This is a genomic window from Burkholderia sp. IT-111MI5 (genome assembly GCF_949752865.1).
Classification (GTDB): Bacteria; Pseudomonadota; Gammaproteobacteria; order Burkholderiales; family Burkholderiaceae; genus Burkholderia; species Burkholderia pyrrocinia_C.
This window is the reverse complement of the sequence record NZ_CATKIF010000008.1, coordinates 49050-72333: the sequence shown is the minus strand read 5'-3', so window position 1 is coordinate 72333 and position 23284 is coordinate 49050. Positions and strand designations below refer to the sequence as shown.

Below are 23284 nucleotides of genomic sequence, written 5' to 3'. Positions count from 1 at the left end.
GCAAAACCGCAAAGCAAAAGAGCCGCATCGACGATGCGGCTCTTTCTTTTTGGCTTTCAGTCATTCGATCAGGAATCGATCGCGGTTTTTCCCGGCGATCCAATTCGGCGGCTTGCCGCGCCCGCTCCAGGTCGCACCCGACTTCGGATCACGGTATTTCGGGGGCAGCGGCGCCTTCTTCGGCGGGCGGCCGCGCCGCGCCCGCTCCGCGAAGCCCAGGTCCTGGGCCGTCAGGCCGTATTCGGCAATCATTCGCTGGACGTCGGCAATCACCGCCGCCACTTCCTGGCGGCGTACATCGTCCGCCTGGGCCTGCAGATCGGCGATCTGCGCCTTGAGTTTCGCGTATTGAGACATTTTTTCGACTCCCTTTTCGATGATGCGGCCCCGGCGAATCCGACCGGGACACAAACATCCGTTACGCCATCCGCACTGCCGCCCTGCCCTTCGAAATAAATACTGTCATCTTTAACCAATTCGGCTATATCGAGAATGCGGGCTTATTCTAATAAAAGGCATTCGTCAGCCATTCAAATTTAACAATCGTTGACCCTCCCGGACCCGATTCATTTCCTATAATCCAGACCAATTCCGGGCGACGGAATAAATCCGTCGTGTCGACCGGTTGTCTTCAATCCACTTGGACGAGGTCCTTACATGAATCTTTCTCAGCGTCTCGCTGCAGAGGTATTCGGCACGTTCTGGCTGGTGCTCGGCGGGTGCGGAAGCGCCGTGCTGGCCGCCGCCTTTCCGGGCCTCGGCATCGGCTTTGCCGGCGTCGCACTTGCCTTTGGCCTGACCGTGCTGACGATGGCATTCGCAATCGGCCACATTTCGGGTTGCCACCTGAATCCGGCGGTGAGCGTCGGCCTGACGGTTGCCGGGCGTTTCCCGGCACGCGATCTCGCGCCGTACATCGTCGCGCAGGTTGTCGGCGCGACGCTCGGCGCGTTCGTGCTGTACCTGATCGCGACCGGCAAGCCGGGCTTCGACGTCGTCGGCAGCGGCTTTGCGACGAACGGCTTCGGCGAGCGCTCGCCCGGCCACTACTCGCTGGCTGCGGCGTTCATCTGCGAAGTCGTGATGACGGGCTTCTTCCTGTTCGTGATCCTCGGCGCCACCGACAAGCGCGCGCCGGCCGGCTTCGCGCCGATCGCGATCGGCCTGTGCCTGACGCTGATTCACCTGATCTCGATTCCGGTCACCAACACGTCGGTGAACCCGGCGCGCTCGACCGGCCCGGCGCTGTTCGTCGGCGGCGACGCGATCGGCCAGCTCTGGCTATTCTGGGTGGCACCGCTGATCGGCGCGGTACTCGCCGGGATCATCTACCCGCTGGTCGCGGGGCGCGACGACGCCGTCGACCTGCTGCCGGCATCGGCTCGCACAAGCGAATAAAACACTACGGGGTCACGCGAGCAGAACAGCGAGCCTCACGCTGTCGAAGAACATCGAGGCAGGCAATTTCGACGGGCGCCCCTGGCGCCCGTTTTTCATTGCCGCGCGGGAAGCATGCTCGGGTCGTTCGCTCAGGAAGCAGCGACGTTGTCCTCGAGCGAGAACAGCGTGCGCAGGTGGCGGGCGACGCCCGCATCGAAGTTGTTGCCGATTCGCGGGATGTGCGGCAGCCGCGCGACCAGGTCGGGATTTGCGTTGTTCATCATGAACGCGTGGCCGGCGGTTTCGAGCAGGTCGATGTCGTTCATGTTGTCGCCGAACGCGATGCAGTGACCGGTATCGACGCCGAGCCGCGCGAGCACCGTGCGCAGCGCGCGGCCCTTCGACACGTTCGCGGTCATCACTTCCAGACAGTCGGGCAGCGAGTACGTGACGTACAGCGCATCGCCGAACCGCACGCGCATCTGCTCGGCGACGAGCGCCAGATCGGCCGGTTCGCCGATATACAGCACCTTCGCGATATCCGCGCCGTCGTGCGCGGGCATGTCGATCACGTCGTACCGGAAGCCCGAATCCTGGTGGAATTCGAGCAGGTGCGGTGCATCGCGGTCGATCAGCCAGCCCTGGTCGGTGAACAGGTTGACGATCACGCGGCCATGCGTGCCGACGACGTCCGGCTGCACGAGGCCGCGGACGATCGCGGGATCGATGTCCTGCGCGTGGATCGTCGTGTCGTCCGGCGCATGCACGCGCGCGCCGTTCGACGTGATCAGGTACGGCCGGATGCCGAGCACGTCGCGAATGCCCGCGACGTCCGCGTAATGGCGCCCCGTGGCGATCACGAACTGCAGGCCGTCGCGCTCGAGCCGGCGGACGGTATCGATCGTGTACGGATCGAGCTGGTGGTCGCTGTTCAGCAGGGTACCGTCGAGATCGGTGGCGATGACTTTGTACATGGGACGGAAGAATGGCGCTCAGGGCTCTGCGGAACGGCCATTCTAACGTCGCGCCCGGCTGCGCGCCGGACGGTTCCCGGTCAGGCGCCGCCTTCGGCGCCGCTGCGGCGCGCCGTCAATCCGCGTCAGACACGTTCAGCCACATTCAAGCACCTTCCGCCGCCCGCAGCGCCTGCAGCGCGAGCCGCAGCGCGCCGTGCGCGGAATCGTCGAGCGGCGCGCGCAGCCGCGCGGCGTGGCGCGCCGGCACGGCCGGCGCGAGCGCATCCGCGAGCCCGCCGCACAGCGCGACCGGCAGCGCCTGCTGCGGATCGAGCGCATCGATCATCTTGCCGATCTCTTCGCCGGCCTGCGCGATCAGCGCGCCCGCGACCGGGTGCGAGCGGTGCGCGAACACGACCGGCGCGAGCCGCGCGTAGATCGTCTGGTTCGCATCGCACGACCACTGGACGAGCGCGTCGCGATCCTGCGCGCCCGTTTCCGCGAGCAGCGCGTCGGCGAACGCGTCGCGCGGCACGCGGCCGTCGAGCGCCTGTTGCGCATATGCGAGCGCACGCACGCCGAGCCACGCGCCGCTCGCCTCGTCGCCGGACGGAAAGCCGAAGCCGCCCGCGATCCGGCATACGCCGCCCGCATCGAGCGCCGCCGCGATGCTGCCGGTGCCCAGCGCGACGATGAGCCCCGGCGCGCCGCCGTGCGCGCCGACGACGGTCGTATACGCGTCGCTCTCGATTGCGAGCGCGCCGAGCGGCGCCTGCGCGCGGAACGCGGCGAGCCATGCCGCATTGTTGACGCCTGCGAGCCCGCAGCCGAGCGCGCATTGCGGCCAGTCGAACGCAAAGCCGGCCTGCGTGAACGCATCCGCGCAGGCTGCGCCGATCGACGCCCACGCACGCTCGATGCCGAGACCGAGCCCCGACGGGCCGCCGCGCCCCTGCGCGAGCTCGCGCCCGTGCCGGTCGGCCAGCACCGCGCGCGTACCCGTGCCGCCGCCGTCGATGCCGATCGCAAAAAGTAATGTCGCCATGCCTTCATCCCGCTGATTCGAACAGGCGCCAAGCTTAACCGGATCGGTACCGCGCGCCCATCTGCCGTTCGGCCGGCTATCCCGCGAAAAAGGCTTCCGCTATGCTGGCGCGATCGAACCGACACTGAAAACGAGGCAGACGATGTCGCAGCGGTGCAACTGGGTGAAGACGGAAGCGGATGCTCACTATCACGATACCGAGTGGGGCGTGCCGTCGCACGACGATCGCCACCTGTTCGAAATGCTGATCCTGGAAGGCGCGCAGGCCGGGCTGTCGTGGTCGACGATCCTGAACAAGCGCGCGGGCTATCGCGAAGCGTTCGCCGATTTCGATGTCGACGCCGTCGCGCGCTTCACGCCGAAGCACATCGAGAAACTGCTGGAGAATCCCGCCATCGTGCGCAACCGCGCGAAGGTGCAATCTGCGGTGACCAACGCGCGCGCCGTGCAGCGCATCCGCGACGAGCACGGGTCGCTCGCCGCGTTCCTGTGGTCGTTCGTCGGCAACACGCCGGTCCAGAACGCATGGGAGTCGTATCGCGACGCGCCCGCGTCGACCGAGCAGTCCGACGCGCTCAGCAACGCGCTGAAGGCGTACGGCTGCAAGTTCGTCGGTTCGACGATCTGCTATGCGCTGATGCAGGCGACCGGCATGGTCAACGATCACGAGGCCGGCTGCCCGTGCCACGCGCAATGCGCGGCACTCGGCGGCAAGCAGCCGGCACGCCGGCGCAAGGCGGGCTGACGGCCGCCAACCCCATCACCCTGAGTGAGCCTGCATCGGCTCCGCCCCGTCCAGTCACCGCGCGGCGCGTGACGACGCCGGCACGACCGACCGCGAGAGACAGATAGATCACCGACACGGCATCGGGACTTTCCCCCGGCCTCCAAAAGCGAAACGGCGGAGCGGCCTCTTTCGAGACACACTCCGCCGTTTCGCGGCAAACCGTAAGACGCTCTTAGTGGAGCTTCTTCGGCAGCATCTGGCTGCGCAGACGCTTGTGCAGGCGCTTGACGGCTGCTGCCTTCTTGCGCTTGCGGACTGCGGTCGGCTTTTCGTAAGACTGGCGTTCGCGCAGTTCAGCGATCAGGCCATTTTTTTCGATAGCGCGACGAAAGCGGCGAATCGCCACTTCGAACGGCTCGTTTTCTTTCAGAAGAATCGTCGTCATGTCGTTCCTAAATTGCTTAAACGGTCAAAAACGTAGCGGCCAAGCGCCACGCACCGGCCATCCGAGCGTCCCCACAACAGGCGAAACGAGCGGAAATACGGCCTCGGAGGCCGGAAAAGAGAGGCGGAAAGCACCGCGAGTACGCTTCACAACCGCGTGCAGCGCCGCGTTTGACTGCCAGCAGACATGCCGAAACCGGCAAAGGCGTGACAGAAATCTCAATTCAGCCCGCCATCATATCAGGGAATCACAGACAAAACCATCCTTTTGTCGATTCCGTGTGCACAGCCTTGCAACTCCGTCGCCGGGGCGGTCTCTGCCCCCGTTAGTCGGGCATCTGGCCAGCCCCGTCCGAAATGACAAAGAACGATAAAAATTCGGGACGAATCTCAACGCGCCCCTCAAGTTTTGTTTTGGCACGCCGAAATCCTGCTCTGAGGCGGCCAGCAATGAACGAGTGCTTCCGCCGACGCCAAAACGGCTTTCCAGGGCTTTCGGCTTAAACAGGAGATTTTTCCATGCTCGGAATCAATAGCAACATCAACTCGCTGGTTGCTCAGCAGAACCTCAACGGCTCGCAAGGCGCACTGTCGCAAGCCATCACGCGTCTGTCGTCGGGCAAGCGCATCAATAGCGCAGCCGACGACGCAGCCGGCCTCGCGATTTCGACGCGGATGCAAACGCAGATCAACGGCCTGAACCAGGGCGTGTCGAACGCGAACGACGGCGTGTCGATGATCCAAACGGCATCGAGCGCACTGTCGTCGCTGACGAACAGCCTGCAGCGTATCCGCCAGCTGGCCGTCCAGGCGTCGACGGGCACGATGTCCACGACCGACCAGGCAGCACTGCAACAGGAAGTTGCGCAGCAGATCCAGGAAGTGAACCGTATCTCGTCGCAAACGACGTATAACGGCACGAACATTCTCGACGGCTCGGCAGGCATCGTGTCGTTCCAGGTCGGCGCGAACGTCGGCCAGACGATTTCGCTGGACCTGAGCCAAAGCATGTCGGCTGCGAAGATCGGCGGCGGCCTGGTGCAGAAGGGTCAGACGGTCGGCACGGTGACGGGCCTGAGCCTTGACGCAGCCGGCGCATATACCGGTTCGGCCGCAGCGATCACCGCGATCAACGTGATTTCCGACGGCAAGGGCGGCTACTCGTTCACGGACCAGAACGGCCAGGGCATTGCCGCTGGCGCAGCAACGGCAGTCTTCGGCGCGAACGCAACGGCCGGCACGGGCACGGCAGTCGGCGCGCTGTCGCTGCAAGCGGGCGCAACGGGCGCAGGCACGACGGCCGCGCAGCTCACGGCAATCACCAACGCGATCGCCCAGATCAACGCGGTCAACAATCCGAAGACCGTTTCGGGCCTCGACATCAGCACGGTCAGCGGTGCGAACGTCGCGATGGTGTCGATCGACAACGCGCTGCAGACGGTGAACAACGTGCAGGCAGCACTCGGCGCGGCACAAAACCGTTTCACGGCAATCGCAACGGCGCAGCAGGCAGAATCGACCGACCTGTCGTCGGCACAGTCGCAGATCACCGACGCGAACTTCGCGCAGGAAACCGCGAACATGTCGAAGAACCAGGTGCTGCAGCAAGCAGGCATCTCGGTGCTCGCACAAGCGAACTCGCTGCCGCAGCAGGTCCTGAAGCTCCTGCAGTAATCGCGTAGCAACCGACGGCCGGGCCCCGCGTAGCGCGCGGCCCGGCCGCAAGCACTTGGCATGCGGGGCCTTGCCCCGCATCCAGGTGTTCACCCAGCAGCATTTCACGGATCATCCGCCGCACGGAGCAACACGATGTCGACGATCAATTCCGCCACCAACGCGGCCAACAGCCAGCTGCAGCAAGCCGCGCAATCGATCATCAGCGGTTCGACCGGCAACTCGTCGATGGACGTCAGCTCGCTCGTGACGGCGCTCGTCAATGCGAAGACCGCCGGTCAAAGCGCCGCGCTCAACGCGAAGCAGGCCAGCGACAACACCCAGATTTCCGCGTACGGCGCCCTTTCGGCCGCGCTGAGCGCGCTGCAGACCAGCCTCACGACGCTGTCGAACGGCTCGCTGCAGAACACCTTCACCGCGACCGCGAGCGGCACCGGCCTTACCGCGACCGCCGGCGCCGGCGCCGTCGCCGGCAGCTATTCGGTCGGCGTCACGCAGATCGCGACGTCGCAGTCGCTGTCGTCGGCCGCGTTCGGTTCGTCGACGGCGCTCGGCACCGGCACGATGACGCTGTCGCTCGGCAGCCAGTCGTTCACGGTCGACGTCAACAGCACGAACAACACGCTGTCCGGCATCGCCGCTGCGATCAACAGCACGGCCGGCAACCCGGGCATCGTCGCATCGGTCGTCAACGGCAGCGACGGCGCGCACCTCGTGCTCAGCTCGACGCCGACCGGCGCGGCGAACACGATCAGCGTCGCGCTCAGCAACGTGTCCGGCGACAACGGCCTGTCCAGCCTCGGCGTCACGTCGACGGCCAGCACGACGGGCGGCCAGTCGACGTTCACGTCCGCGAACGGCAGCGCCGCGTGGAAGCAGAGCACGGCCGCGCAGGATGCCGCGTTCACGATCAACGGCATCGCCGGCACGAGCGCGAGCAACACCGTGACGAGCGCGATCACCGGCGTCACGCTGAACCTGACCACGGCCGCCGTCAACGCGAACCAGACCCAGACGCTGACAGTCGCCACCGACACGAAAACCCAGGCCGCCGCGGTCAACAACTTCGTGACGCTCTACAACACGCTCGTCACGACGATGGGCTCGCTGTCGAGCTTCACGTCCGGCGCGTCGTCGCAAGGGCCCTTGCTCGGCGATTCGACGCTGAACACGATCAAGAACTCGCTTGCGTCGATCGTCGCGAGCGGCGTGAACAACAACGGCTCGACGATCAACCTCGCGTCGATCGGCGTCACGCTGCAGGCCGACGGCACGCTGAAGACCGACAGCACGACGCTCAACACCGCGCTGCAGAGCAACCCGTCGGGCGTCGCGTCGCTGTTCAACTCGACGAACGGAATCGGCGAGCAGCTGACGACGAACATCACGAATTACACGAAGACGAACGGGCTGATCGCCGCGCGCACGACGGCGCTCAGCAACGACCTGAAGAGCGTCACGACGCAGCAGACGAACCTGTCGAACTACGCGGCACAGCTGACCAAGCAGTACCAGGCGCAGTTCACCGCGCTCAACACGCTGATGGCGACGATGAACAGCAACTCGCAGTACCTGACGCAGCTGTTCGGCGGTGCGAACAGCGCCGGCGCGATGTCGAACAACAAGGGCTGACCGCCGGCCGGACAGGAGAGCCACGATGGAACAGACCGAACTGATCGCGAAGCTCGACGCGCTCACCGATGCGATCGAACATGCGGCATCGATGGCCGACTGGATCGAGGCGACACGCCTCGTCGACGCGCGCGAGCCGCTCGTCGCATTGCTCGCGGCCGACCAGCCGCCGGCAGGCATCGCCGCGATCCGTCGCATGCAGGCCAGCAACGAACGCATCTTCGCCGACGCGCAACGCGCGCAGCAGGAGCTGACCGACGAATACCAGGCGGCGATGGGCCGCGTGCAGGCCGTCGGCCAGTACCAGAACGTCGCGAGCCGCTAACGCACCGCAAACGCCGCGCCAACCGGCGCGCGCCAACCCGACAACAAGAACTACGCGCTGATGTGAGGGCGTGCTCGTTCGCCTCCGCCCGCCTCGTGCGGGCGTTTTTTTTGCATCCGGTATGTCGCTGCTCAGCCGCGTCGTCCCGGTCCAATCGATGGAATTGGCCGCGCTTTTGGCACCATCTCGCGAGTTCGGCGCGACCGCACGCTACAGATAATGATAAACACCGAATAACCGCGTCCCCCGCCATGCTTCCACTCGACTCGTCCGATCGCGCCACGCTCAGCCCGGAGCAGCAGTTCGAGCAAGATATCGCCCTCGTCATGCAGAATGCCATCGAGCGCCATCACGACGGCGCATTCGACGATGCGAAAGCGCTGTACGACGCGATCCTCGATGCCGTCCCGGGACACGCGGAAGCGAACTACAACCTCGCGGTGCTGCTGGTCGACGCCGGGCAGCCGGCCGACGCGATTCCGCACTTCGAGATCGCGCTCGGGGAAAATCCCGGCAATGGCCAATGCTGGGTCAACTACATCAACGCGTTGTACCGGGCGGACCAGGCACCTGCCGCATGGATCGCCGTCGAAATGGCACAGCAGCGCGGCGTACACGGCCCCGCGCTGGACAGCCTGATCTCACAAATGGCAATGCCCACCGCGACGTTTCCCACGGCACCCGCCACCGACCCGGGCAGCCCGGCTGGCATCACGCTGAATATTTCGTCCCGGAACGCGCCCCACGAAAACATCAACGGGGCAGCAGCAGCCGGCCCCGTGCGCAAAGCGCCGCTGCACAAGCTGCAGAAGCACGCCGGACTCTTCGACAAGAATCGGTCGGCGGAAGCGCTCGCGCTCGCGCGGCGACTCGTCGCCGAATATCCGGACGACGCCGCGTGCCTGCGTGCCCTTGCGGTCTCGCTTTACAGAGACCGGCAATACGCCGAGATGATCGATATCGCCTACCGCGCACTTGAAGGCTTTCCCGGCGACGTCCTGTTGCGGACGCTGCTCGCCGATACGCTGCGACTCATGACCCGGCTCCAGGAAGCGGAAACCCAATGCCGCCTGATCATTGCCGCACAAGCGACGAATGTGGAGGCGCACCGGATTCTCGGCATCGCGTTGCACGGGCTGCGGCGCCAGCAGGAAGCCGTCGCGGCATGCCGACGCGCGGTGGAACTGGCGCCGCATGCGGCATCGCCCAACGGGGCACTCGGCTTCGTGCTGCTGGACCAGGGCGCCGCGCAGGAAGCGGTTCCCTGGCTGCGGCGCACCATCGAAATCGATCCGAACGACAGCGTGTCGCACAGTTCGCTGCTGTTCAGCCTGATTCACGACGACACCAACACGCCGCAGATGTTGCTCGACGAACATCGCGCATTCGGCAAACGGCACGAAAGACACGTACTGCCGAAAAATTACGCCAACTCTCGCGACCCCGAGCGCGCGTTGCGGATCGGCTTCGTGTCCGGCGACCTGCTGAACCACGCGGTCGCGCACTACTTGCTGCCCGTCGTCGAACACCTGAGCCGCGACCCGAATCTATCGCTGCACTTCTACTACAACTTCGTGATCGACGATCACGTCACCGCCAAACTGCGTGCGCACGCCACCACGTGGAAAACCGTGACGACGCTGGGCGACGCCGCGCTCGCCGAACAGATCCGCAACGATCGCATCGATATCCTGATCGATCTCTCCGGTCACACCGGCCGCAACCGCCTGGTCGCGCTCGCACGCAAACCCGCGCCGCTGCAGGCATCGTGGATCGGCTACCCGGGCACGACCGGCATGAGCACGATCGACTACTACCTCAGTGACAGCATCGTCACGCCGGCCGGCGAGCTGGACGACCAGTTCGTCGAGAAAATCGTGCGCATGCCCGCGCTCGCGCCGTACTCGCCGCCGGCGAACTGCCCGCCCGTCAACGGCTTGCCTGCGCTGCACAACGGCTACGTCACCTACGGCAGCTTCAACCGGCTCAACAAGCTGCGCCAGGACGTGATCGCGCTGTGGGCCGCGGTGCTGCGCGCGAAGCCCGACGCGCGGATGGTGATCGGCGCGATCGAGCAGGATCGCGATCGCGACACGATCGCCGGCTGGTTTGCGGCCGAAGGCATCGATCCCGCGCGCCTGACGTTCCAGCCGCGCGCGACCATCCCCGTTTATCTGCAGCAGCATCATCGCGTCGACATTTGCCTCGACACGTTCCCGTACGCCGGCTCGACGACGACGCTCAACGCGCTGTGGATGGGCGTGCCGACCGTGACGCTCGCCGGGTTTTCGATCCCGACCCGCGGCTCCGCAAGCTGGCTCAAGCGGGTCGATCTCGACGCCTTCATTGCGCACGACAAGGACGAGTTCGTCCGCAAGGCGATCGCGCTCGCCGACGATCCCGACATGCTGCAGACGCTGCGCAGCGGCCTGCGCGACCGCTGCCTCGCGTCGGCGCCGTTCCATCCCGACGTCGTCGCGCAGGGGCTGTCGGTCGCGTTGCGGATGATGTGGCGCCGCTGGTGCGCGGGCGATGCGCCGGTCTCGTTCGATGCGGTCCTGCCCGACCGGCCGACCTCGATGCTCGTCCACGAAGCGGCCGGCTGAACGCACGGGCCGGTTGCATGCGGCGCGACCGGCCGGCCCGGCGAGCGAGCGAGCGGCGGCATTACCGCGAATTGACTCGCAAACCGCCTCCTGCTCGGCCGATCAGCCGGGCGTCGCACCCGCTAGAGTGTTCTCACGATCACCGGTGTGCGCATTTGCGCTCGAGACGTACGACTTCGGGACAGCATCATGGACAAGCTCATACCCGTCACACAGCCCTACATGCCTCCGCTGGACGAGTTCCTCCCGTATCTGAACCAGATCTGGGAGAGCAAGATCGTCACCAACGGCGGCCGCTTCCATGCGGAGCTTGAACGGTCGCTCTGCGAATTCCTGGGTGTGGAGCATATTTCGCTGTTTTCCAACGCGACGCTCGCGCTGATCACCGCACTGCAGGCGATGAAAATCACCGGCGAAGTCATCACGACGCCGTTCAGCTTCGTCGCAACGACGCACGCGCTGCACTGGAACGGCATTCGCCCGGTTTTCGTCGATATCGATCCGGTGACCATGAATCTCGATGCCGCGCGCATCGAAGCGGCGATCACGCCGCAGACGACCGCGATCCTGCCCGTACATGTCTACGGCTACCCGTGCGACGTCGACGCGATCGAACGGATCGCCGACACCTACGGCCTGCGCGTGCTCTATGACGCCGCGCACGCATTCGGCGTGCGTCGCCACGGCCGCTCGGTGCTCGAATTCGGCGACATGTCCGTGCTCAGCTTTCACGGCACCAAGATCTTCAACACGTTCGAGGGCGGCGCGCTCATCTGCCGCGACGCGAAGACGAAGCGCCGCATCGATCATCTGAAGAACTTCGGCTTCGTCGACGAAGTGACGGTGATCGGCCCCGGCATCAACGGCAAGATGAACGAAGTACAGGCGGCATTCGGCCTGCTGCAGCTTCAGCACATGGACCGGATCGCGGACGGCCGCGCGCGCGTGGATGAACGCTATCGAGCGGCATTGAAAAACGTGTCGGGCCTGCTGCTCCCCCCGGTTCCCGAGCACAGCACCCGCAATCATTCGTATTTTCCGGTGCGCATCACCCGCGACTTCCCCGTGACGCGCGACGCGATCTACGATGCGCTGCGCGCGCACAATGTCGCGGCGCGCCGGTACTTCTACCCGCTGATCAGCGAGTTCCCGACCTATCGCGGCCTGCCGTCGTCGGCACGCTCGAACCTGCCCGTCGCCAGCGAAATCGCGCATCAGGTGCTGTGCCTGCCGATCTACCCGGCGCTCACCGCGCACGACCAGGACCGGATCATCGACATCGTGCTGGCCGAGGCGGGCCTGACGCAACATGCAAGCTGAACGCACGCTGGCGGTCATGCAGCCGTACTTCTTCCCGTACGTCGGCTATTTCCAGTTGATGGCCAGCGTCGACACGTTCGTCGTGTTCGACGACGTGAGCTTCATCAATCGCGGCTGGATCAATCGCAACCGCATCAACGTCAACGGCGCGCCGCACATGATCACCATGCCGTTGCGGCAGGCGAGCCAGAACCGGCTTATCTGCGATATCGAAGTCGCGGACGATGCGGCGTGGCGGCCCCGGATCCTGCGCACGATCCATCAGAGCTATGCACGCTCGCCGCATTTCGCGCGCGTGTTTCCGGTCGTCGAACGCATCCTGATGCACGACGCGCCCAACCTCGCCGATTTCCTGCTGCACGGCCTGATCACGCTGCGCGACCACCTGCGGCTCGACACGAACATCGTCGCCACGTCGCGACGCTACGCGAACGCGGACCTGAAGGCCCAGGCGCGCATCATCGACATCGGCCGGCAGGAGCACGCGGACATCTACGTGAACCCGGTCGGCGGGCAGGAACTGTACGACCCGCACGCTTTCGCCGCCGCCGGCCTGCAGCTGAAGTTCCTGACACCCGGTCTCGCGCCGTACACGCCCGTTCGCGGCGCATTCGTTCCCGCGCTGTCGATCATCGACGTGCTGATGTGCAACGACGACGCGTCGATCGACCAACTGCTGGCTGGCGCCACGCTGTCATGAAAGACGATCTTCATAACACCCTCATCCGTCACTACGAGTCGTGCCTCGAGCGCCACGGCGATACGCATCGCGGCGTGGACTGGCCCAATGCCGAGGACGCCGACACGCGATATCGCGTGATGCTCGACCTGGTGAAGCCCGGCTCGGCGCCCGCCACGCTGCTCGATTTCGGCTGCGGGGCGTCGCATCTGTACCAGTACATGCTGGACCACGGCGTCGACGGCCTGCGCTATGCCGGGCTCGATGCGTCCCCGGCGTTCTGCGACTTGTCCCGACGCAAGTATCCGGACAACGCCTACCAGTGCGTCGACGTGCTCGCGGAGCCCGACCGGCTCGGCGAATACGACTACATCGTGATGAACGGCGTCTTCACCGAGAAGCGCGAGCTCGGCTACGACGAGATGTTCGACTATTTCTCGCGCGTGTTGCGCGTCGTGTTCCCGAAGGCGCGCAAGGGCATCGCGTTCAACGTGATGTCGAAGGAAGTCGACTGGGAACGCGACGACCTGTTCCATGTACCGGTCACGCAACTGACGCACTTCCTGTCGCGCGAGCTGTCGCGCCACTACGTACTGCGGCACGACTACGGGCTGTACGAGTACACGACGTACGTGTACAGGGAGCACAACTGATGGCAAACGTCATTCTGTTCGGCCTGCAGGATTATGCGGAACTCGCGCACTACTACCTCGAGCACGATTCGCCGCATACGGTGGCCGCGTTCTGCGTGAACCGGCAGTACCTGCCGGAAAGCGGCACGTTCAAGGGCCTGCCCGTGATCGCGTTCGAGGACGTCGTCGAGTCCCACCCGCCCGGCAAGTTCAGCTTCTTCGCGCCGATGTCGCCGAAGCGGATGAACCGCGAGCGCGAAAAGATCTTCAACGAGCTCAAGGCCCGCGGCTATTCGCTGATCAGCTATGTCAGCTCGCGCGCGACCGTCTGCCACAACACGATCGGCGAGAACTGCTTCATCCTCGAAGACAACACGCTGCAGCCGTTCACGACCATCGGCAACAACGTCGTGCTGTGGAGCGGCAACCATATCGGGCATCACGGACGCGTCGGCGATCACGTGACGATGACCTCGCATGTCGTCATGTCCGGTCATTGCGATATCGGCGCGTACAGTTTCGTCGGCGTGAACGCCACGCTGCGCGACGGCGTGACGATCGGCGAAGGCACGTTCGTCACGATGGCATCCGCGATCACGAAATCGACCGAGCCCTGGTCGGTGTACAAGGGCAATCCCGCCGTCAAGCTTGCAATGGCCAGCACCGACCTGAAGATCTAGGGGAGCCCATGGCAGGCATACACTGGGACAAGCAGGGGCAGATCTATGCGCCCGATGCGCGGCTTCCCTGGGCGAAATCGCACGCGCAGATTCCGACGGTAGCGGGTGTCGACAGCGATACGCTGCAACTGTTGTTCAGCAGCCGCGACGCAGGTAATCGCAGCGCGATCGCGAGCATGGCCGTCCGCGCAAGCGCGCCCGCCGAAATCGTCTCCATCGATCCGGAACCGGTACTGCCGCCGGGCGCGCTGGGCGCGTTCGACGATTGCGGCACGATGCCATCGTCGGTCGTCGAGCACGACGGCGTTCGCTATCTGTATTACATCGGCTGGAACGTGCGCAATACGATTCCGTACCACAACGCAGTGGGCCTCGCGATCAGCGAGGACGGCGGCCGACGCTACCGGCGCCTGTTCGACGGGCCGGTGATGGACCGCACGGCCGACGAGCCGTATTTCTGCGGCACGACCTGCGTCCGGATCGAGCATGGAATCTGGCGCAACTGGTATCTGTCGTGCACCGGCTGGACGCTGGTCGACGGCAAGCCCGAGGCGCGCTATCACCTGAAATACGCGGAATCGCGCGACGGCATTCACTGGACACGCGGCGGCCGCGTCGCGATCGACTACCTCGACGACCACGAAGGCGGGCTGGCACGCGCGTCGGTCCATTTCGACGGCAGCCTTTACCGGATGTGGTTCTGCAAGCGCAGCCACGACGGCTACCGCGAGCGCTCGTCGGTCAGCTACCGGATCGGCTATGCCGAATCGACCGACGGCATCGTCTGGCGGCGATGTGACGAGGATGCGGGGCTCGACGTGTCGCCGAGCGGCTGGGACGGGTTCATGGTCGCGTATCCCGAAGTCGTGCAGGTCGGCGAGCGCCTGTACATGTTCTACAACGGCGACGGCTTCGGCGCGACCGGCTTCGGTTACGCGCAAGCGCAGGTCGGCAGCGGAATACAGGGTGAGACGGAATGGATGTGATCGCTGGCGATTTTCGGGAACTCGGTTACGCGATCGTCGCGAACAATGCGCTGCAATCGCTGATGCACGTCGTGCGGACGAAGTTCGAGCGGCATTTCATTCCGCGATTCGGCGACGACGCGATGCGCAACCGCAACATCATCAAGCTGCTCGCCGAGGATATCGACGTGAAGCGCTTCTTCTGCTCCCCCGAGCTGACTGCCGCGCTCGACCGCCATCTCGGCATCGCGATGCCGGTGCAGACGGGCCCGATCGTCACCCACTACACGGCGAACGATCGCATCGGCAACAACTACGGGCTGCCGTATCACCAGGACTGGCCGAGCATGGGAACGTCCTCTCGCGGCGTGATCGCATGGACGTCGATCGCCGATGTGCGCAAAGGAGCGCCGGGACTGCGCATCGTCCCGGGCAGCCATCGGCGCGGACTGTGGCCTGGCGAGCAGACCGATCGCGGCTACGTGCTCGACGACCAGGAGATCGACGGCGCCTGCGACCTCGAGATCGACGCAGGGAACGTGCTCTTCATGTCGCCCTATCTCGTGCACCGGACACTCACCAGCGACATCACCGACTGGAAACTGTCGCTGTCGTGCCGCTTCGACGATTTCTCGTGCGATCAATGGAGCCATCGCGGATTCGTCAGCGCCTACCGTACCGCCGTCGACCGGCAGGTCTATCTGTCGGGATTCTGAGCGCGGCCCGCGTTGCGGCGGGCCTCGGCGATCAGCGCACGAAGATGCAGTTCCACAATCCCGCGTAGTTCTGCACCGGATGCTTGCTCGCGATCGTCAGACCGAGCTCGCCGAGACGGCGTGTGAGCAGGTCCATCTTCGCGTCCTCGATCTCGATCAGCAGTTGCCTGCACGCGCCCAGGCCCTGTGTCGCGCCGTCAATGAGCGGAACCTCGTGCCCGTCGACATCGATCTTGACGTACTCGGGCTGCGGCAGACCGAACTGCTCGCGCCAGCGATCGAAGTGGACGACCTGGATCGCATGCACGTGGTTCGGCGCGAACGTTTCGCCGGACACCAGCGACGGCTGGCCGACGATCTTCTCGTGCGCGCCGAGTTCCATCTTGCGGATGTACAGCTGGTCGATCGCGAACCGGTCGGAAGCCGCCACGTTGAACGCCTGGATGTCGAGCCCGTCCTGCGCGTTGAGGTACGCGTTCCACGACAGCAGGAAGTAGTTCGACGGATCGGGTTCGATCGCGATCACCTTCAGGCCGCGCTTTGCGGCATACAGCGCGAAGATCCCGTTGCTCGCGCCGAAATCGTAGTAGACGGATGCGGGCGGCAACCGGTCGATCCAGTCCAGCAGTTCCGGTTCGATGTATTCGAGACCCGCCGCCATCCACAACAGTCGCTTGCTCGGCGCGAGCCAGCGGAACGTGAGCCCGCGCACCGTCGTCTCGACGACGTGGCGATCGAGATCGAACGCTTGCGCGCGCGCGAGCGCTTCCTCGCTCACGAGGCTTTCAACAGGGACAAACTTCCAGTTATTCATGGCCGGCCTTGGTCGATGTCATGCATGACGGGAACACGTGCCCGATACTGCCGGTCGGACGTTGCCCCGAAAACGCGTTGATTCTAGCGACGCGCGATCGATTCGAAACGACGAACAGATTCGGCAAAGGCGGGTAATTCCCGGTGCTCGCGCGAAGGGCCGGCCGGCGCGTTGCGGTCGTCGCGACATTCAACGCTTGCCACCGGTCTCCACGAACGCGCAAGACGGCACGTCGTTCGCTCCAAAATACGCCGCAAACGCCCCGCGCACGCGCTCGGCCACCTGAATCCAGTTCTCGTCGCGCCCACGCCGAAACAGCCGCACCGTGCCTGGATACCACGGCGAATCGTCGCGGTCGTGCATCCAGCGCCAATCGACGTCCTGATTCGGCAGCAGCACCCAGCAACGCTTGCCGAGCGATGCGGCCAGATGCGCGGTGGACGTATCGACGCACACCACGAGATCGAGCTGCGCGACGATCGCAGCGGTATCCGCGAGGTCATCGATCTCCGAGCCGAGATGCAACAGCGGCAACCCGCCCGGCGGATCGCGCGCCTCGTCCTCGCCCTGCCCCTTCTGCAGGCTCACGAAATTCACGCCTGAAACGCTCCACAACGGCGTCAGCAAAGCCAGCGACGGCAGCGAGCGGTGCGCATCGTTGTGATGCTTCGGGTTGCCCTTCCACACGAGCCCGACGCGCGGGCCGGCCGGCAGCGCATCGAGGCGCGCGCGCCAGCGCGCGACGCGGGCGGGATCGGGCACGAGCCGCACCGGCGGCGGGATCGTGTCGAGCGTCGTACCGACGTGCATCGGTGCGCTCAGCAAGCTTGTCCAGTAGTCGAATTCCCGCGCACGCGCGGCGGCCGCATCGTGATCGAGCACTTCGTCGACGCCGTCGACCGTCTCCATCAGCCGATGCAGCGCGGGCTGGCACGCGAAGACCACGCGCGCCGCGTGCCGCGCGCGAAATTCCGCGAAATAGCGGCTGAACTGCAGCATGTCGCCGAGGCCGTCTTCCTGCCAGACGAGCAGCGTCTTGCCGGCGAGCGGCTCGCCTTGCCACTGCGCGCACCGCAGCACCTCGCGCGTCCGGCGATGCACGAACGCCGACAGCTCGTAGCGCGATTCGTAGCGGCGCCAGCCTTCCTCGAACCGGCCAAGGCCGAGCAGCAGCGTCGCCAGCCCGAAACGGGCATCGCCATAGTCGGCGCGCAGCTCGAGCGCGCGGCGGTACGCGCGTTCGGCGTCGTCGTGGCGGCCGGCATGCTCGAACGTCGTGCCCAGGTTGTAATGTGCTTCGGCCATCTGCGGCGCGAGCGCGAGCGCGTCGCTGAACGCGGCCGTCGCTTCGTCGTGGCGGCCCTGCGCGCGCAGGACGCAGCCGAGATTGTTGTGCGGCTGCGGCAGGCCGGGGCGGCAGCGGATCGCATCGCGATACGCCGCTTCCGCTTCAGGCAGGCGATCGAGATTCTGCAGCGCGATGCCGAGGTTGTAATGCGCTTCCGGATGGTCCGGACATAGCGCGATTGTCTGCCGGCTGGCCGCTTCCGCTTCCGGCAGCCGCTGCATGTCGATGAGGATCGCGCCGAGATTCGCATGTGCTAGCGCGTGGTCGGCGCGAACCGCAATCGCGAGCCGGTACGCGAGTTCCGCCTCGGCCAGCCGGCCGAGAACGCGCAGCACGTTGCCGAGATCGGTCAGCACGTCGGCGGACTGCGGCTCGATCAGCAGCGCCTGCCCGAACGCCTGCTCGGCTTCATCGAGCCGGCCGAGCGCTTCGAGCACCTTGGCGAGCCGGTGATGGTGAGATGCACGCAACGGCGTGACGGAAGCGAGCTGCCGGCGGACGATCGCCTCGGCTTCGGGCAGCCGCCCCTGCGACACGAGCAGCGCGTCGAGGCCGTCGTATGGCGGATCGAACGCCGGCATCGCGTCGATCGCCCGCCGCCACCAGGCCTCCGCGTCGGCCAGCCGGTTCAGGCCGAGCGCGCAGACGGCTGCGACGTGCAGCGCCGCAACGTCCGGCGCCGGCGCGTCGAGCAGCGGCGCGACGAGCGACAGTGCGTCGGCGAACCGTCCGTCCTGGCACAGGGTCGCGGCTTGTTGAACGGGCGCGGAATCGTCGGAAGCAGACATCATGTCATGCGGCGATGTGCCCGCATCGCGAACGGACGGTCAGATGGCGGTCGGTGTAGCGGCCGGGTGCCCGGACGTGCTTACAGCACGGTCCTTGGCCTCCTTGAGCGCCGCGAGGGTGTCGAGCGCACGCCCTTCGTCGGCGGTGAGATCGACAAGAAATGCGTCGTTGTTCTGCTTGATCCAGTCGAGCGGCATATCCCACCACGCGAGCTGCAGCAGTTGTTCGCGCACTTTCTCCGTGAAGCGGAAGCGAACCAGACGGGCCGGCGAACCCGCATAGATCCCGTAAGCCTCGGTGCGGAAATTGGGCGGAACGACGGCCCGCGCGCCGATCACGCATCCGCTCTCGATCTGGCTACCGCCAAGGAACAGTGCTTCATCGCCGATCCAGACGTCGTTGTGGATCACGGTATCCGCGTATTGCGGCATCGGCGCATTTACGAGGCCGTTACCGTAAATGCTGAACATGCTCGTGGAAATGGTGCGCATCTCGTGCTGACCGTTCAGCAGGAAACGCAGGCGCATTCCGCCGGCCACGTTCTTGCCGATCACGAGTTTCTGATGGCCTTGGTCGTACTTCACGATCGAGCCCACACCAAGCCCCGAGCAACGGCCGATATGAAAGGTGCCGACCTGCGCCTCTTCGTCGAGCCAGTCGCGGAAGAAATTGTTTGGAATAGACGAAACGGCACCATCCCGGTAGCCCAGCACAATGAAATGCTTCGCCCACGGATGGTCGGGCAACACGCCAATACAGTCGTCGGAGGTCGTAACGTTCATTCGCGATCGCAAGTGTGCCGGCGCCGCGGCTCGATGCCTGGGCCGCCTGGCAGGAACGGGGAAACGACGCGGCACATCGGCCGCGATCATGGACGATGCAGTATAGGAAGCACGCGACAACAACCGACAACGAATAAGAACGGCGTTCTGACTTCTGTTCTGTCGATGAGGCTGGTCTGATCCCGAGTCAGCGGCCAGGATAGGGCCGGCATCGAAATGGACTTGCCTTCGGCGGCAGGCGGCAGGCGCCCGCTGTTCCATCACGGCGTCCCGGCGTCGACATCCGCAGCGGCGTCGCCTCGATCCGACCAACCCGCCCTCACCCACACGCGCCGCACCATTCGCGCTCAGTTGCTCGACGAGCACCCGCCGCAACTGCTCGAACTGCATGAGCTGGAACTGCACGAACTCGACGAACCGCAGCTCGACGACGAGCCGCTGCTGCCGGACGAATCCGAACCGCCCGTACGCGCCGCCATCGTGGCCCGCATCAACGGCGGCGGCTCCATCAGCGCACTCGAATGCACGGCCCACGCGGTGCCGGCCAACGCTCCCGCACCAAACAGCGCGGCAGCCCAGAGCGACTCGTCCGGCGAATCGGACTCGCCGCGGCGTGCGCTCCGGTATGCGTCAAGCGACGCCTTCCCACCCACCGTCAGGCCGCCGCGCCCGAATCCGGTCAGGCGCCGCGCGACGAAGCAGTATGCGATCGCGAACGCCGCCATGCAGATGACGAGCAACAGGACCGGCCGCCCTCGACTCAGCCCGACCGCCAGTTTCGCCGCGCCCGTGCCGAGCACCAGCAGCGCAATCGTGCGCGCGGCCACGCGCGCCGCCCGCATCTCGCCGGGCGCCCAAAACCAGCCGCAGTTGCGCAACGAATCCGCGAATTCGGAGAACCGACGCGCCAGCAGCTGCCGGAACGCGCCGAAGCTGGCTTCCCGGCCCGGTTGCCCGTCCAGCCAGTAGCATTCGTCCGCATATGCGCCGGCGCGCCTCACGTCGATGCTCTGCACGCGCGCGCCCAGTCGCCCCGCCATCCTCAGGTCGATCGCGCCCGCCTGGATGAGCGACAGCGTTGCGACTTGCACGACCCTCGATTCGTCTCCGGCGAGATACGCGACTTCCTCGACCGTCAGGTTCGACGGTGCTTCGCGAGCGCGCGCGCCCCAGCGCCGGCAGCGATACTCGATCTGTTGCAGGCCCACGATCAGCAGCAACGCGACCACGCACGCCGGCACGTAGAACGCGAGAAACTGCGGCCCTGTGTAGTCCAGCACGTCGAAGTCCTGCGCCGACGCGCAGGTCGCGGCGACACTCGCGGCGGCCGCCGGCCACACGAGCTTCGGCAGCCGGTTGCGCCAGGTCCTGCCGGCCGGCGGGGCGGCCGGCGAATCCGGTTCGACCGGCTCGTCCGCGGCCGGCAGGTCCGGCTGCGGCGATCCGGGCGCGGCATGCAGGTCCGCAGGTGGCCAGATCGACTCCGGCGGCTCGCAGCCGAACAGCCGTCGATAGCTGTCGAGCGTGTCGCGATAGCGCTGCGCGTACACGGCGGCTTCGTCCGGCGCGCCCGTGCCGGGCATGTGATGCAGCCGCGCGCGCAGCACGCCGGCGCAGAAGACGTCCCAGTATTCGAGCGTGTATTGCAGGTGGAAATGCCACGCGGCATCGACCGCAACCGACGGCGTGACCGGGTGCCCGGCCGCCTGAGCGAGAAACGCGAAGCGCTTGTATTCGTCGATCACGGCCAGCGCGTGCGCCTGCGACCAGCCTTCGGCCTCGGCAAGGCGCCGGCTGTACGGCAGCGGCGCGTTGGGGTCGTCGGGGGAATAGGCTTGTAGGCGCGCGAGCAGCGCCTGCTGCGCATCGGTCAGCGCGCGGGCATCGACTGCGGTCGAGGGAGGCGGGATGGCAGCCATCGGGAGTCGGCGCGATGCGCGGACGGCAGCCGCGATCGACGCTTGGAGTTGTCGTTGCGGGCGATTCTCGCATAACGGTGCAGCAGTGCGACGCCGGTCCGCCGGTTCTGCCCGACGCCGTGCAATGCGACAGGCCCCGGAAGGGAGGCGCCCGGCAAGCACAGACTCAGCCGATTGAAGATCACGACACCGCAAAGCGACGATGGCCAGCCAGCTGGCTGCGATTTCACTGCAGTTGCTACAGTCACAACACAAGCTCCGAGCACCTTGCTTTCGGCCGTTTCGCGATCGGGTCACGCCGCCCCCCTACCTCCAACTGTCGGCTATTCGAACGCTTCGGCCGAATAGTCTTGCGGCCATTTCCCATATAGGCAGGCCTTCTTATACGGCATCGAAAACAATAATGGCAGAAATAGCATCGATACTGTATATATATACAGTATCGATGCTATTTCTGAGCCAGTCCTTCGAGCAACACTACAGTCCGTCTCGCATTGTCCAGCGCGCCTTCAAGCCCCGTCTCAGTATGTGGGTGGTCACTTACATAATCGGCGAGGCGCGCAAGGCAGAAGTTCAGGAGGTGTGTTGGTGCCCCAAGCTTTTCGGACTCGTACCGAGAAAGGGTTGATTTGTGGACGCCTGTCACGCTCGCGAACTCGGCTTGAGTGCTGTCGCCGCGCGCCCATCGCAGCAGTTCGCCTTGGCTTCGAGGTAGGAACATTTGCATCAAAATGCTGTAGTCACAATCATATTGCTATGATAGCAATATTCCGACCGTGTGAAGTCTATACTTCGTTTCGAGACTTTTGAGGTTCCAATGGCCCGTTCTGACCAAGTGAAAGCACTACTGCGCGCATATGCTGGTGATAACCACGAGCATTTCTACGCGGTTGCTATGCAGATGGCTGCAGACGAGGCTCATCGCGGCCACACAAAGTTGGCAGCAGAACTGCGCGACCTCGTCGATGCTGCGAAGGCGGGAAAGAAGCCCGGTCTGTCCTCGGTGCGGAGCAAGGGAGTGCAACGTCCGACTCCATTGGCTCAACCGAAGGGGGAGCTTTCCGAATTGCTGACGGTGCAGTACCCGCACGAGCATCTGCAGCACATGGTTCTGTCGGATTCAGTTCGTGGGAATCTTGACCGGGTTTTGCGCGAGCAGCGTCATCACGAGCAGCTTCGCGTTCATGGCCTGAGCCCTCGACGTAAACTACTGCTCGTTGGGCCACCTGGAACCGGGAAGACAATGACTGCCGCCGCGCTTGCAGGCGAACTGCGGCTTCCGCTATTCACAGCTCGTTTCGACAGCCTGATTACAAAATTCATGGGCGAAAGCGCCACCAAGCTTCGACTGGTGTTCGAAGCATTGAAGTCGACCCGTGGAGTCTATTTCTTCGATGAGTTCGACTCATTGGGCTTGCAGCGAGGTAGTCAACACGATGTTGCAGAAATGCGGCGCACGCTCAACATGTTCTTGCAATTGATTGAGCAGGACACGTCAGAGAGCCTGCTCATTGCCGCGACGAACCACGGCAAAGACCTCGACACAGCGCTTTTCCGACGCTTTGACGATGTCATCAAGTACGACGCGCCGGACGAGCGCCAGATTGAAGCTCTGCTCAGGAATAGCCTTGGCACATTTGCCGCGCCCGAAATTGACTTTGGGGCTCTAGCGCGAATCGGCCGAGGCGAATCGCATGCCGATATCGTGAAAGCGTGTGTTGACGCCCTCAAAGACGCCATCATGGAGGGGGGCAGAGTCGTTAGCCAGCAAAGCGTCGCTCGCCACTTGGAAGAACGTACTCACGGACGCAACTTGCGGTCGTAAACTTCGGTAAAAACTGCTGTAGACTC

At 64.9% G+C, this 23284-nt stretch carries 21 protein-coding genes; 13 read left to right on the top strand and 8 right to left on the bottom strand.

The window, feature by feature from the left end; genetic code table 11:
• Positions 1-60: 60 nt before the first annotated feature.
• Positions 61-357: an H-NS histone family protein gene (locus ACM6JT_RS06775; protein WP_034183894.1), complete on the bottom strand. Its 297-nt coding sequence runs from the start codon at positions 355-357 to the stop codon at positions 61-63.
• 300 nt (positions 358-657) lie between these two features.
• Here ACM6JT_RS06775 and aqpZ point away from each other — a divergent pair, with 300 nt between their 5' ends.
• Positions 658-1398, top strand: coding sequence for an aquaporin Z (gene aqpZ / locus ACM6JT_RS06770; protein ID WP_034183893.1), 741 nt, complete (start codon positions 658-660; stop codon positions 1396-1398).
• A gap of 131 nt (positions 1399-1529) precedes the next feature.
• On the opposite strand, the gene ACM6JT_RS06765 is transcribed toward aqpZ, so the two are convergent.
• Both ACM6JT_RS06765 and ACM6JT_RS06760 read right to left on the bottom strand, forming a co-directional pair.
• Positions 1530-2354 carry a Cof-type HAD-IIB family hydrolase gene (locus ACM6JT_RS06765; protein ID WP_131948762.1) on the bottom strand — a complete coding sequence of 275 codons (825 nt, stop codon included), beginning with the start codon at positions 2352-2354 and terminating at the stop codon, positions 1530-1532.
• Positions 2355-2499: 145 nt separating this feature from the next.
• Positions 2500-3381 (bottom strand): BadF/BadG/BcrA/BcrD ATPase family protein, encoded by an 882-nt coding sequence (locus tag ACM6JT_RS06760; RefSeq protein WP_034183891.1) that lies wholly within the window; start codon positions 3379-3381, stop codon positions 2500-2502.
• 142 nt (positions 3382-3523) lie between these two features.
• Between ACM6JT_RS06760 and ACM6JT_RS06755 the strand changes: the two genes are divergently transcribed.
• Entirely contained in the window at positions 3524-4126 is a 603-nt protein-coding gene (locus tag ACM6JT_RS06755) for a DNA-3-methyladenine glycosylase I (RefSeq protein WP_034183890.1), read from the top strand.
• Between the two features lie 214 nt (positions 4127-4340).
• Here ACM6JT_RS06755 and rpsU read toward each other — a convergent pair whose 3' ends face one another.
• Positions 4341-4553, bottom strand: a complete 213-nt coding sequence (gene rpsU / locus ACM6JT_RS06750; RefSeq protein ID WP_006401410.1) for a 30S ribosomal protein S21 — start codon at positions 4551-4553, stop codon at positions 4341-4343.
• A 518-nt stretch (positions 4554-5071) separates the two neighbouring features.
• Here rpsU and ACM6JT_RS06745 point away from each other — a divergent pair.
• The 10 genes from ACM6JT_RS06745 to ACM6JT_RS06700 all read left to right on the top strand — a co-directional run bounded on the left by ACM6JT_RS06745 (position 5072) and on the right by ACM6JT_RS06700 (position 15781).
• The gene (locus ACM6JT_RS06745) at positions 5072-6226 is read left to right on the top strand and encodes a flagellin (protein ID WP_407971033.1); all 1155 of its coding nucleotides are present in this window, start codon (positions 5072-5074) and stop codon (positions 6224-6226) included.
• Positions 6227-6361: 135 nt separating this feature from the next.
• Positions 6362-7858, top strand: a complete 1497-nt coding sequence (fliD, locus tag ACM6JT_RS06740; RefSeq protein ID WP_414856147.1) for a flagellar filament capping protein FliD — start codon at positions 6362-6364, stop codon at positions 7856-7858.
• A gap of 25 nt (positions 7859-7883) precedes the next feature.
• Entirely contained in the window at positions 7884-8183 is a 300-nt protein-coding gene (locus ACM6JT_RS06735; RefSeq protein ID WP_243565093.1) for a flagellar protein FliT, read from the top strand.
• Positions 8184-8434: 251 nt separating this feature from the next.
• Positions 8435-10789: a tetratricopeptide repeat protein gene (locus tag ACM6JT_RS06730; protein WP_407971035.1), complete on the top strand. Its 2355-nt coding sequence runs from the start codon at positions 8435-8437 to the stop codon at positions 10787-10789.
• A gap of 189 nt (positions 10790-10978) precedes the next feature.
• Positions 10979-12109 carry a DegT/DnrJ/EryC1/StrS family aminotransferase gene (locus ACM6JT_RS06725; RefSeq protein ID WP_051983812.1) on the top strand — a complete coding sequence of 377 codons (1131 nt, stop codon included), beginning with the start codon at positions 10979-10981 and terminating at the stop codon, positions 12107-12109.
• The gene (locus tag ACM6JT_RS06720; RefSeq protein WP_244099561.1) at positions 12099-12809 is read left to right on the top strand and encodes a WbqC family protein; all 711 of its coding nucleotides are present in this window, start codon (positions 12099-12101) and stop codon (positions 12807-12809) included. Before ACM6JT_RS06725 ends, ACM6JT_RS06720 begins: the two co-directional genes overlap by 11 nt.
• Positions 12806-13441, top strand: a complete 636-nt coding sequence (locus ACM6JT_RS06715; protein ID WP_175748224.1) for a class I SAM-dependent methyltransferase — start codon at positions 12806-12808, stop codon at positions 13439-13441. Before ACM6JT_RS06720 ends, ACM6JT_RS06715 begins: the two co-directional genes overlap by 4 nt.
• On the top strand, positions 13441-14100 hold the full coding sequence (locus ACM6JT_RS06710; protein ID WP_034183883.1) for an acetyltransferase: 660 nt from the start codon (positions 13441-13443) through the stop codon (positions 14098-14100). The genes ACM6JT_RS06715 and ACM6JT_RS06710 overlap by 1 nt, the downstream gene beginning before the upstream one ends.
• A gap of 8 nt (positions 14101-14108) precedes the next feature.
• A complete protein-coding gene (locus ACM6JT_RS06705) occupies positions 14109-15086 on the top strand; it encodes a hypothetical protein (protein ID WP_414856146.1) in 978 nt (325 codons plus the stop codon).
• Positions 15077-15781: a phytanoyl-CoA dioxygenase family protein gene (locus ACM6JT_RS06700; RefSeq protein WP_243565088.1), complete on the top strand. Its 705-nt coding sequence runs from the start codon at positions 15077-15079 to the stop codon at positions 15779-15781. The genes ACM6JT_RS06705 and ACM6JT_RS06700 overlap by 10 nt, the downstream gene beginning before the upstream one ends.
• 31 nt (positions 15782-15812) lie before the next feature.
• On the opposite strand, the gene ACM6JT_RS06695 is transcribed toward ACM6JT_RS06700, so the two are convergent.
• The 4 genes from ACM6JT_RS06695 to ACM6JT_RS06680 form a co-directional block, all read right to left on the bottom strand.
• Positions 15813-16595, bottom strand: a complete 783-nt coding sequence (locus ACM6JT_RS06695) for an FkbM family methyltransferase (protein ID WP_081938583.1) — start codon at positions 16593-16595, stop codon at positions 15813-15815.
• A gap of 189 nt (positions 16596-16784) precedes the next feature.
• Positions 16785-18734: a tetratricopeptide repeat protein gene (locus ACM6JT_RS06690; protein ID WP_414856145.1), complete on the bottom strand. Its 1950-nt coding sequence runs from the start codon at positions 18732-18734 to the stop codon at positions 16785-16787.
• 36 nt (positions 18735-18770) lie between these two features.
• A complete protein-coding gene (locus tag ACM6JT_RS06685; protein ID WP_034183878.1) occupies positions 18771-19514 on the bottom strand; it encodes an acetyltransferase in 744 nt (247 codons plus the stop codon).
• 347 nt (positions 19515-19861) lie between these two features.
• Positions 19862-21433 (bottom strand): TIGR04222 domain-containing membrane protein, encoded by a 1572-nt coding sequence (locus ACM6JT_RS06680; protein WP_414856144.1) that lies wholly within the window; start codon positions 21431-21433, stop codon positions 19862-19864.
• 817 nt (positions 21434-22250) lie between these two features.
• On the opposite strand from ACM6JT_RS06680, the gene ACM6JT_RS06675 reads away from it, so the two are divergent.
• Positions 22251-23258 (top strand): AAA family ATPase, encoded by a 1008-nt coding sequence (locus ACM6JT_RS06675; protein ID WP_414856143.1) that lies wholly within the window; start codon positions 22251-22253, stop codon positions 23256-23258.
• Positions 23259-23284 lie beyond the last annotated feature (26 nt).

Coding starts and splice junctions, on each gene's coding strand:
- ACM6JT_RS06675 (WP_414856143.1), top strand. CDS start 22,251: ATGGCCCGTTCTGACCAAGTGAAAGCACTACTGCGCGCATATGCTGGT.
- ACM6JT_RS06725 (WP_051983812.1), top strand. CDS start 10,979: ATGGACAAGCTCATACCCGTCACACAGCCCTACATGCCTCCGCTGGAC.
- ACM6JT_RS06745 (WP_407971033.1), top strand. CDS start 5,072: ATGCTCGGAATCAATAGCAACATCAACTCGCTGGTTGCTCAGCAGAAC.
- ACM6JT_RS06685 (WP_034183878.1), bottom strand. CDS start 19,514: ATGAACGTTACGACCTCCGACGACTGTATTGGCGTGTTGCCCGACCAT.
- ACM6JT_RS06760 (WP_034183891.1), bottom strand. CDS start 3,381: ATGGCGACATTACTTTTTGCGATCGGCATCGACGGCGGCGGCACGGGT.
- aqpZ (WP_034183893.1), top strand. CDS start 658: ATGAATCTTTCTCAGCGTCTCGCTGCAGAGGTATTCGGCACGTTCTGG.
- ACM6JT_RS06680 (WP_414856144.1), bottom strand. CDS start 21,433: ATGGCTGCCATCCCGCCTCCCTCGACCGCAGTCGATGCCCGCGCGCTG.
- ACM6JT_RS06775 (WP_034183894.1), bottom strand. CDS start 357: ATGTCTCAATACGCGAAACTCAAGGCGCAGATCGCCGATCTGCAGGCC.
- ACM6JT_RS06705 (WP_414856146.1), top strand. CDS start 14,109: ATGGCAGGCATACACTGGGACAAGCAGGGGCAGATCTATGCGCCCGAT.
- ACM6JT_RS06710 (WP_034183883.1), top strand. CDS start 13,441: ATGGCAAACGTCATTCTGTTCGGCCTGCAGGATTATGCGGAACTCGCG.
- ACM6JT_RS06720 (WP_244099561.1), top strand. CDS start 12,099: ATGCAAGCTGAACGCACGCTGGCGGTCATGCAGCCGTACTTCTTCCCG.
- ACM6JT_RS06730 (WP_407971035.1), top strand. CDS start 8,435: ATGCTTCCACTCGACTCGTCCGATCGCGCCACGCTCAGCCCGGAGCAG.
- ACM6JT_RS06700 (WP_243565088.1), top strand. CDS start 15,077: ATGGATGTGATCGCTGGCGATTTTCGGGAACTCGGTTACGCGATCGTC.
- ACM6JT_RS06715 (WP_175748224.1), top strand. CDS start 12,806: ATGAAAGACGATCTTCATAACACCCTCATCCGTCACTACGAGTCGTGC.
- rpsU (WP_006401410.1), bottom strand. CDS start 4,553: ATGACGACGATTCTTCTGAAAGAAAACGAGCCGTTCGAAGTGGCGATT.
- ACM6JT_RS06690 (WP_414856145.1), bottom strand. CDS start 18,734: ATGATGTCTGCTTCCGACGATTCCGCGCCCGTTCAACAAGCCGCGACC.
- ACM6JT_RS06755 (WP_034183890.1), top strand. CDS start 3,524: ATGTCGCAGCGGTGCAACTGGGTGAAGACGGAAGCGGATGCTCACTAT.
- ACM6JT_RS06735 (WP_243565093.1), top strand. CDS start 7,884: ATGGAACAGACCGAACTGATCGCGAAGCTCGACGCGCTCACCGATGCG.
- fliD (WP_414856147.1), top strand. CDS start 6,362: ATGTCGACGATCAATTCCGCCACCAACGCGGCCAACAGCCAGCTGCAG.
- ACM6JT_RS06695 (WP_081938583.1), bottom strand. CDS start 16,595: ATGAATAACTGGAAGTTTGTCCCTGTTGAAAGCCTCGTGAGCGAGGAA.
- ACM6JT_RS06765 (WP_131948762.1), bottom strand. CDS start 2,354: ATGTACAAAGTCATCGCCACCGATCTCGACGGTACCCTGCTGAACAGC.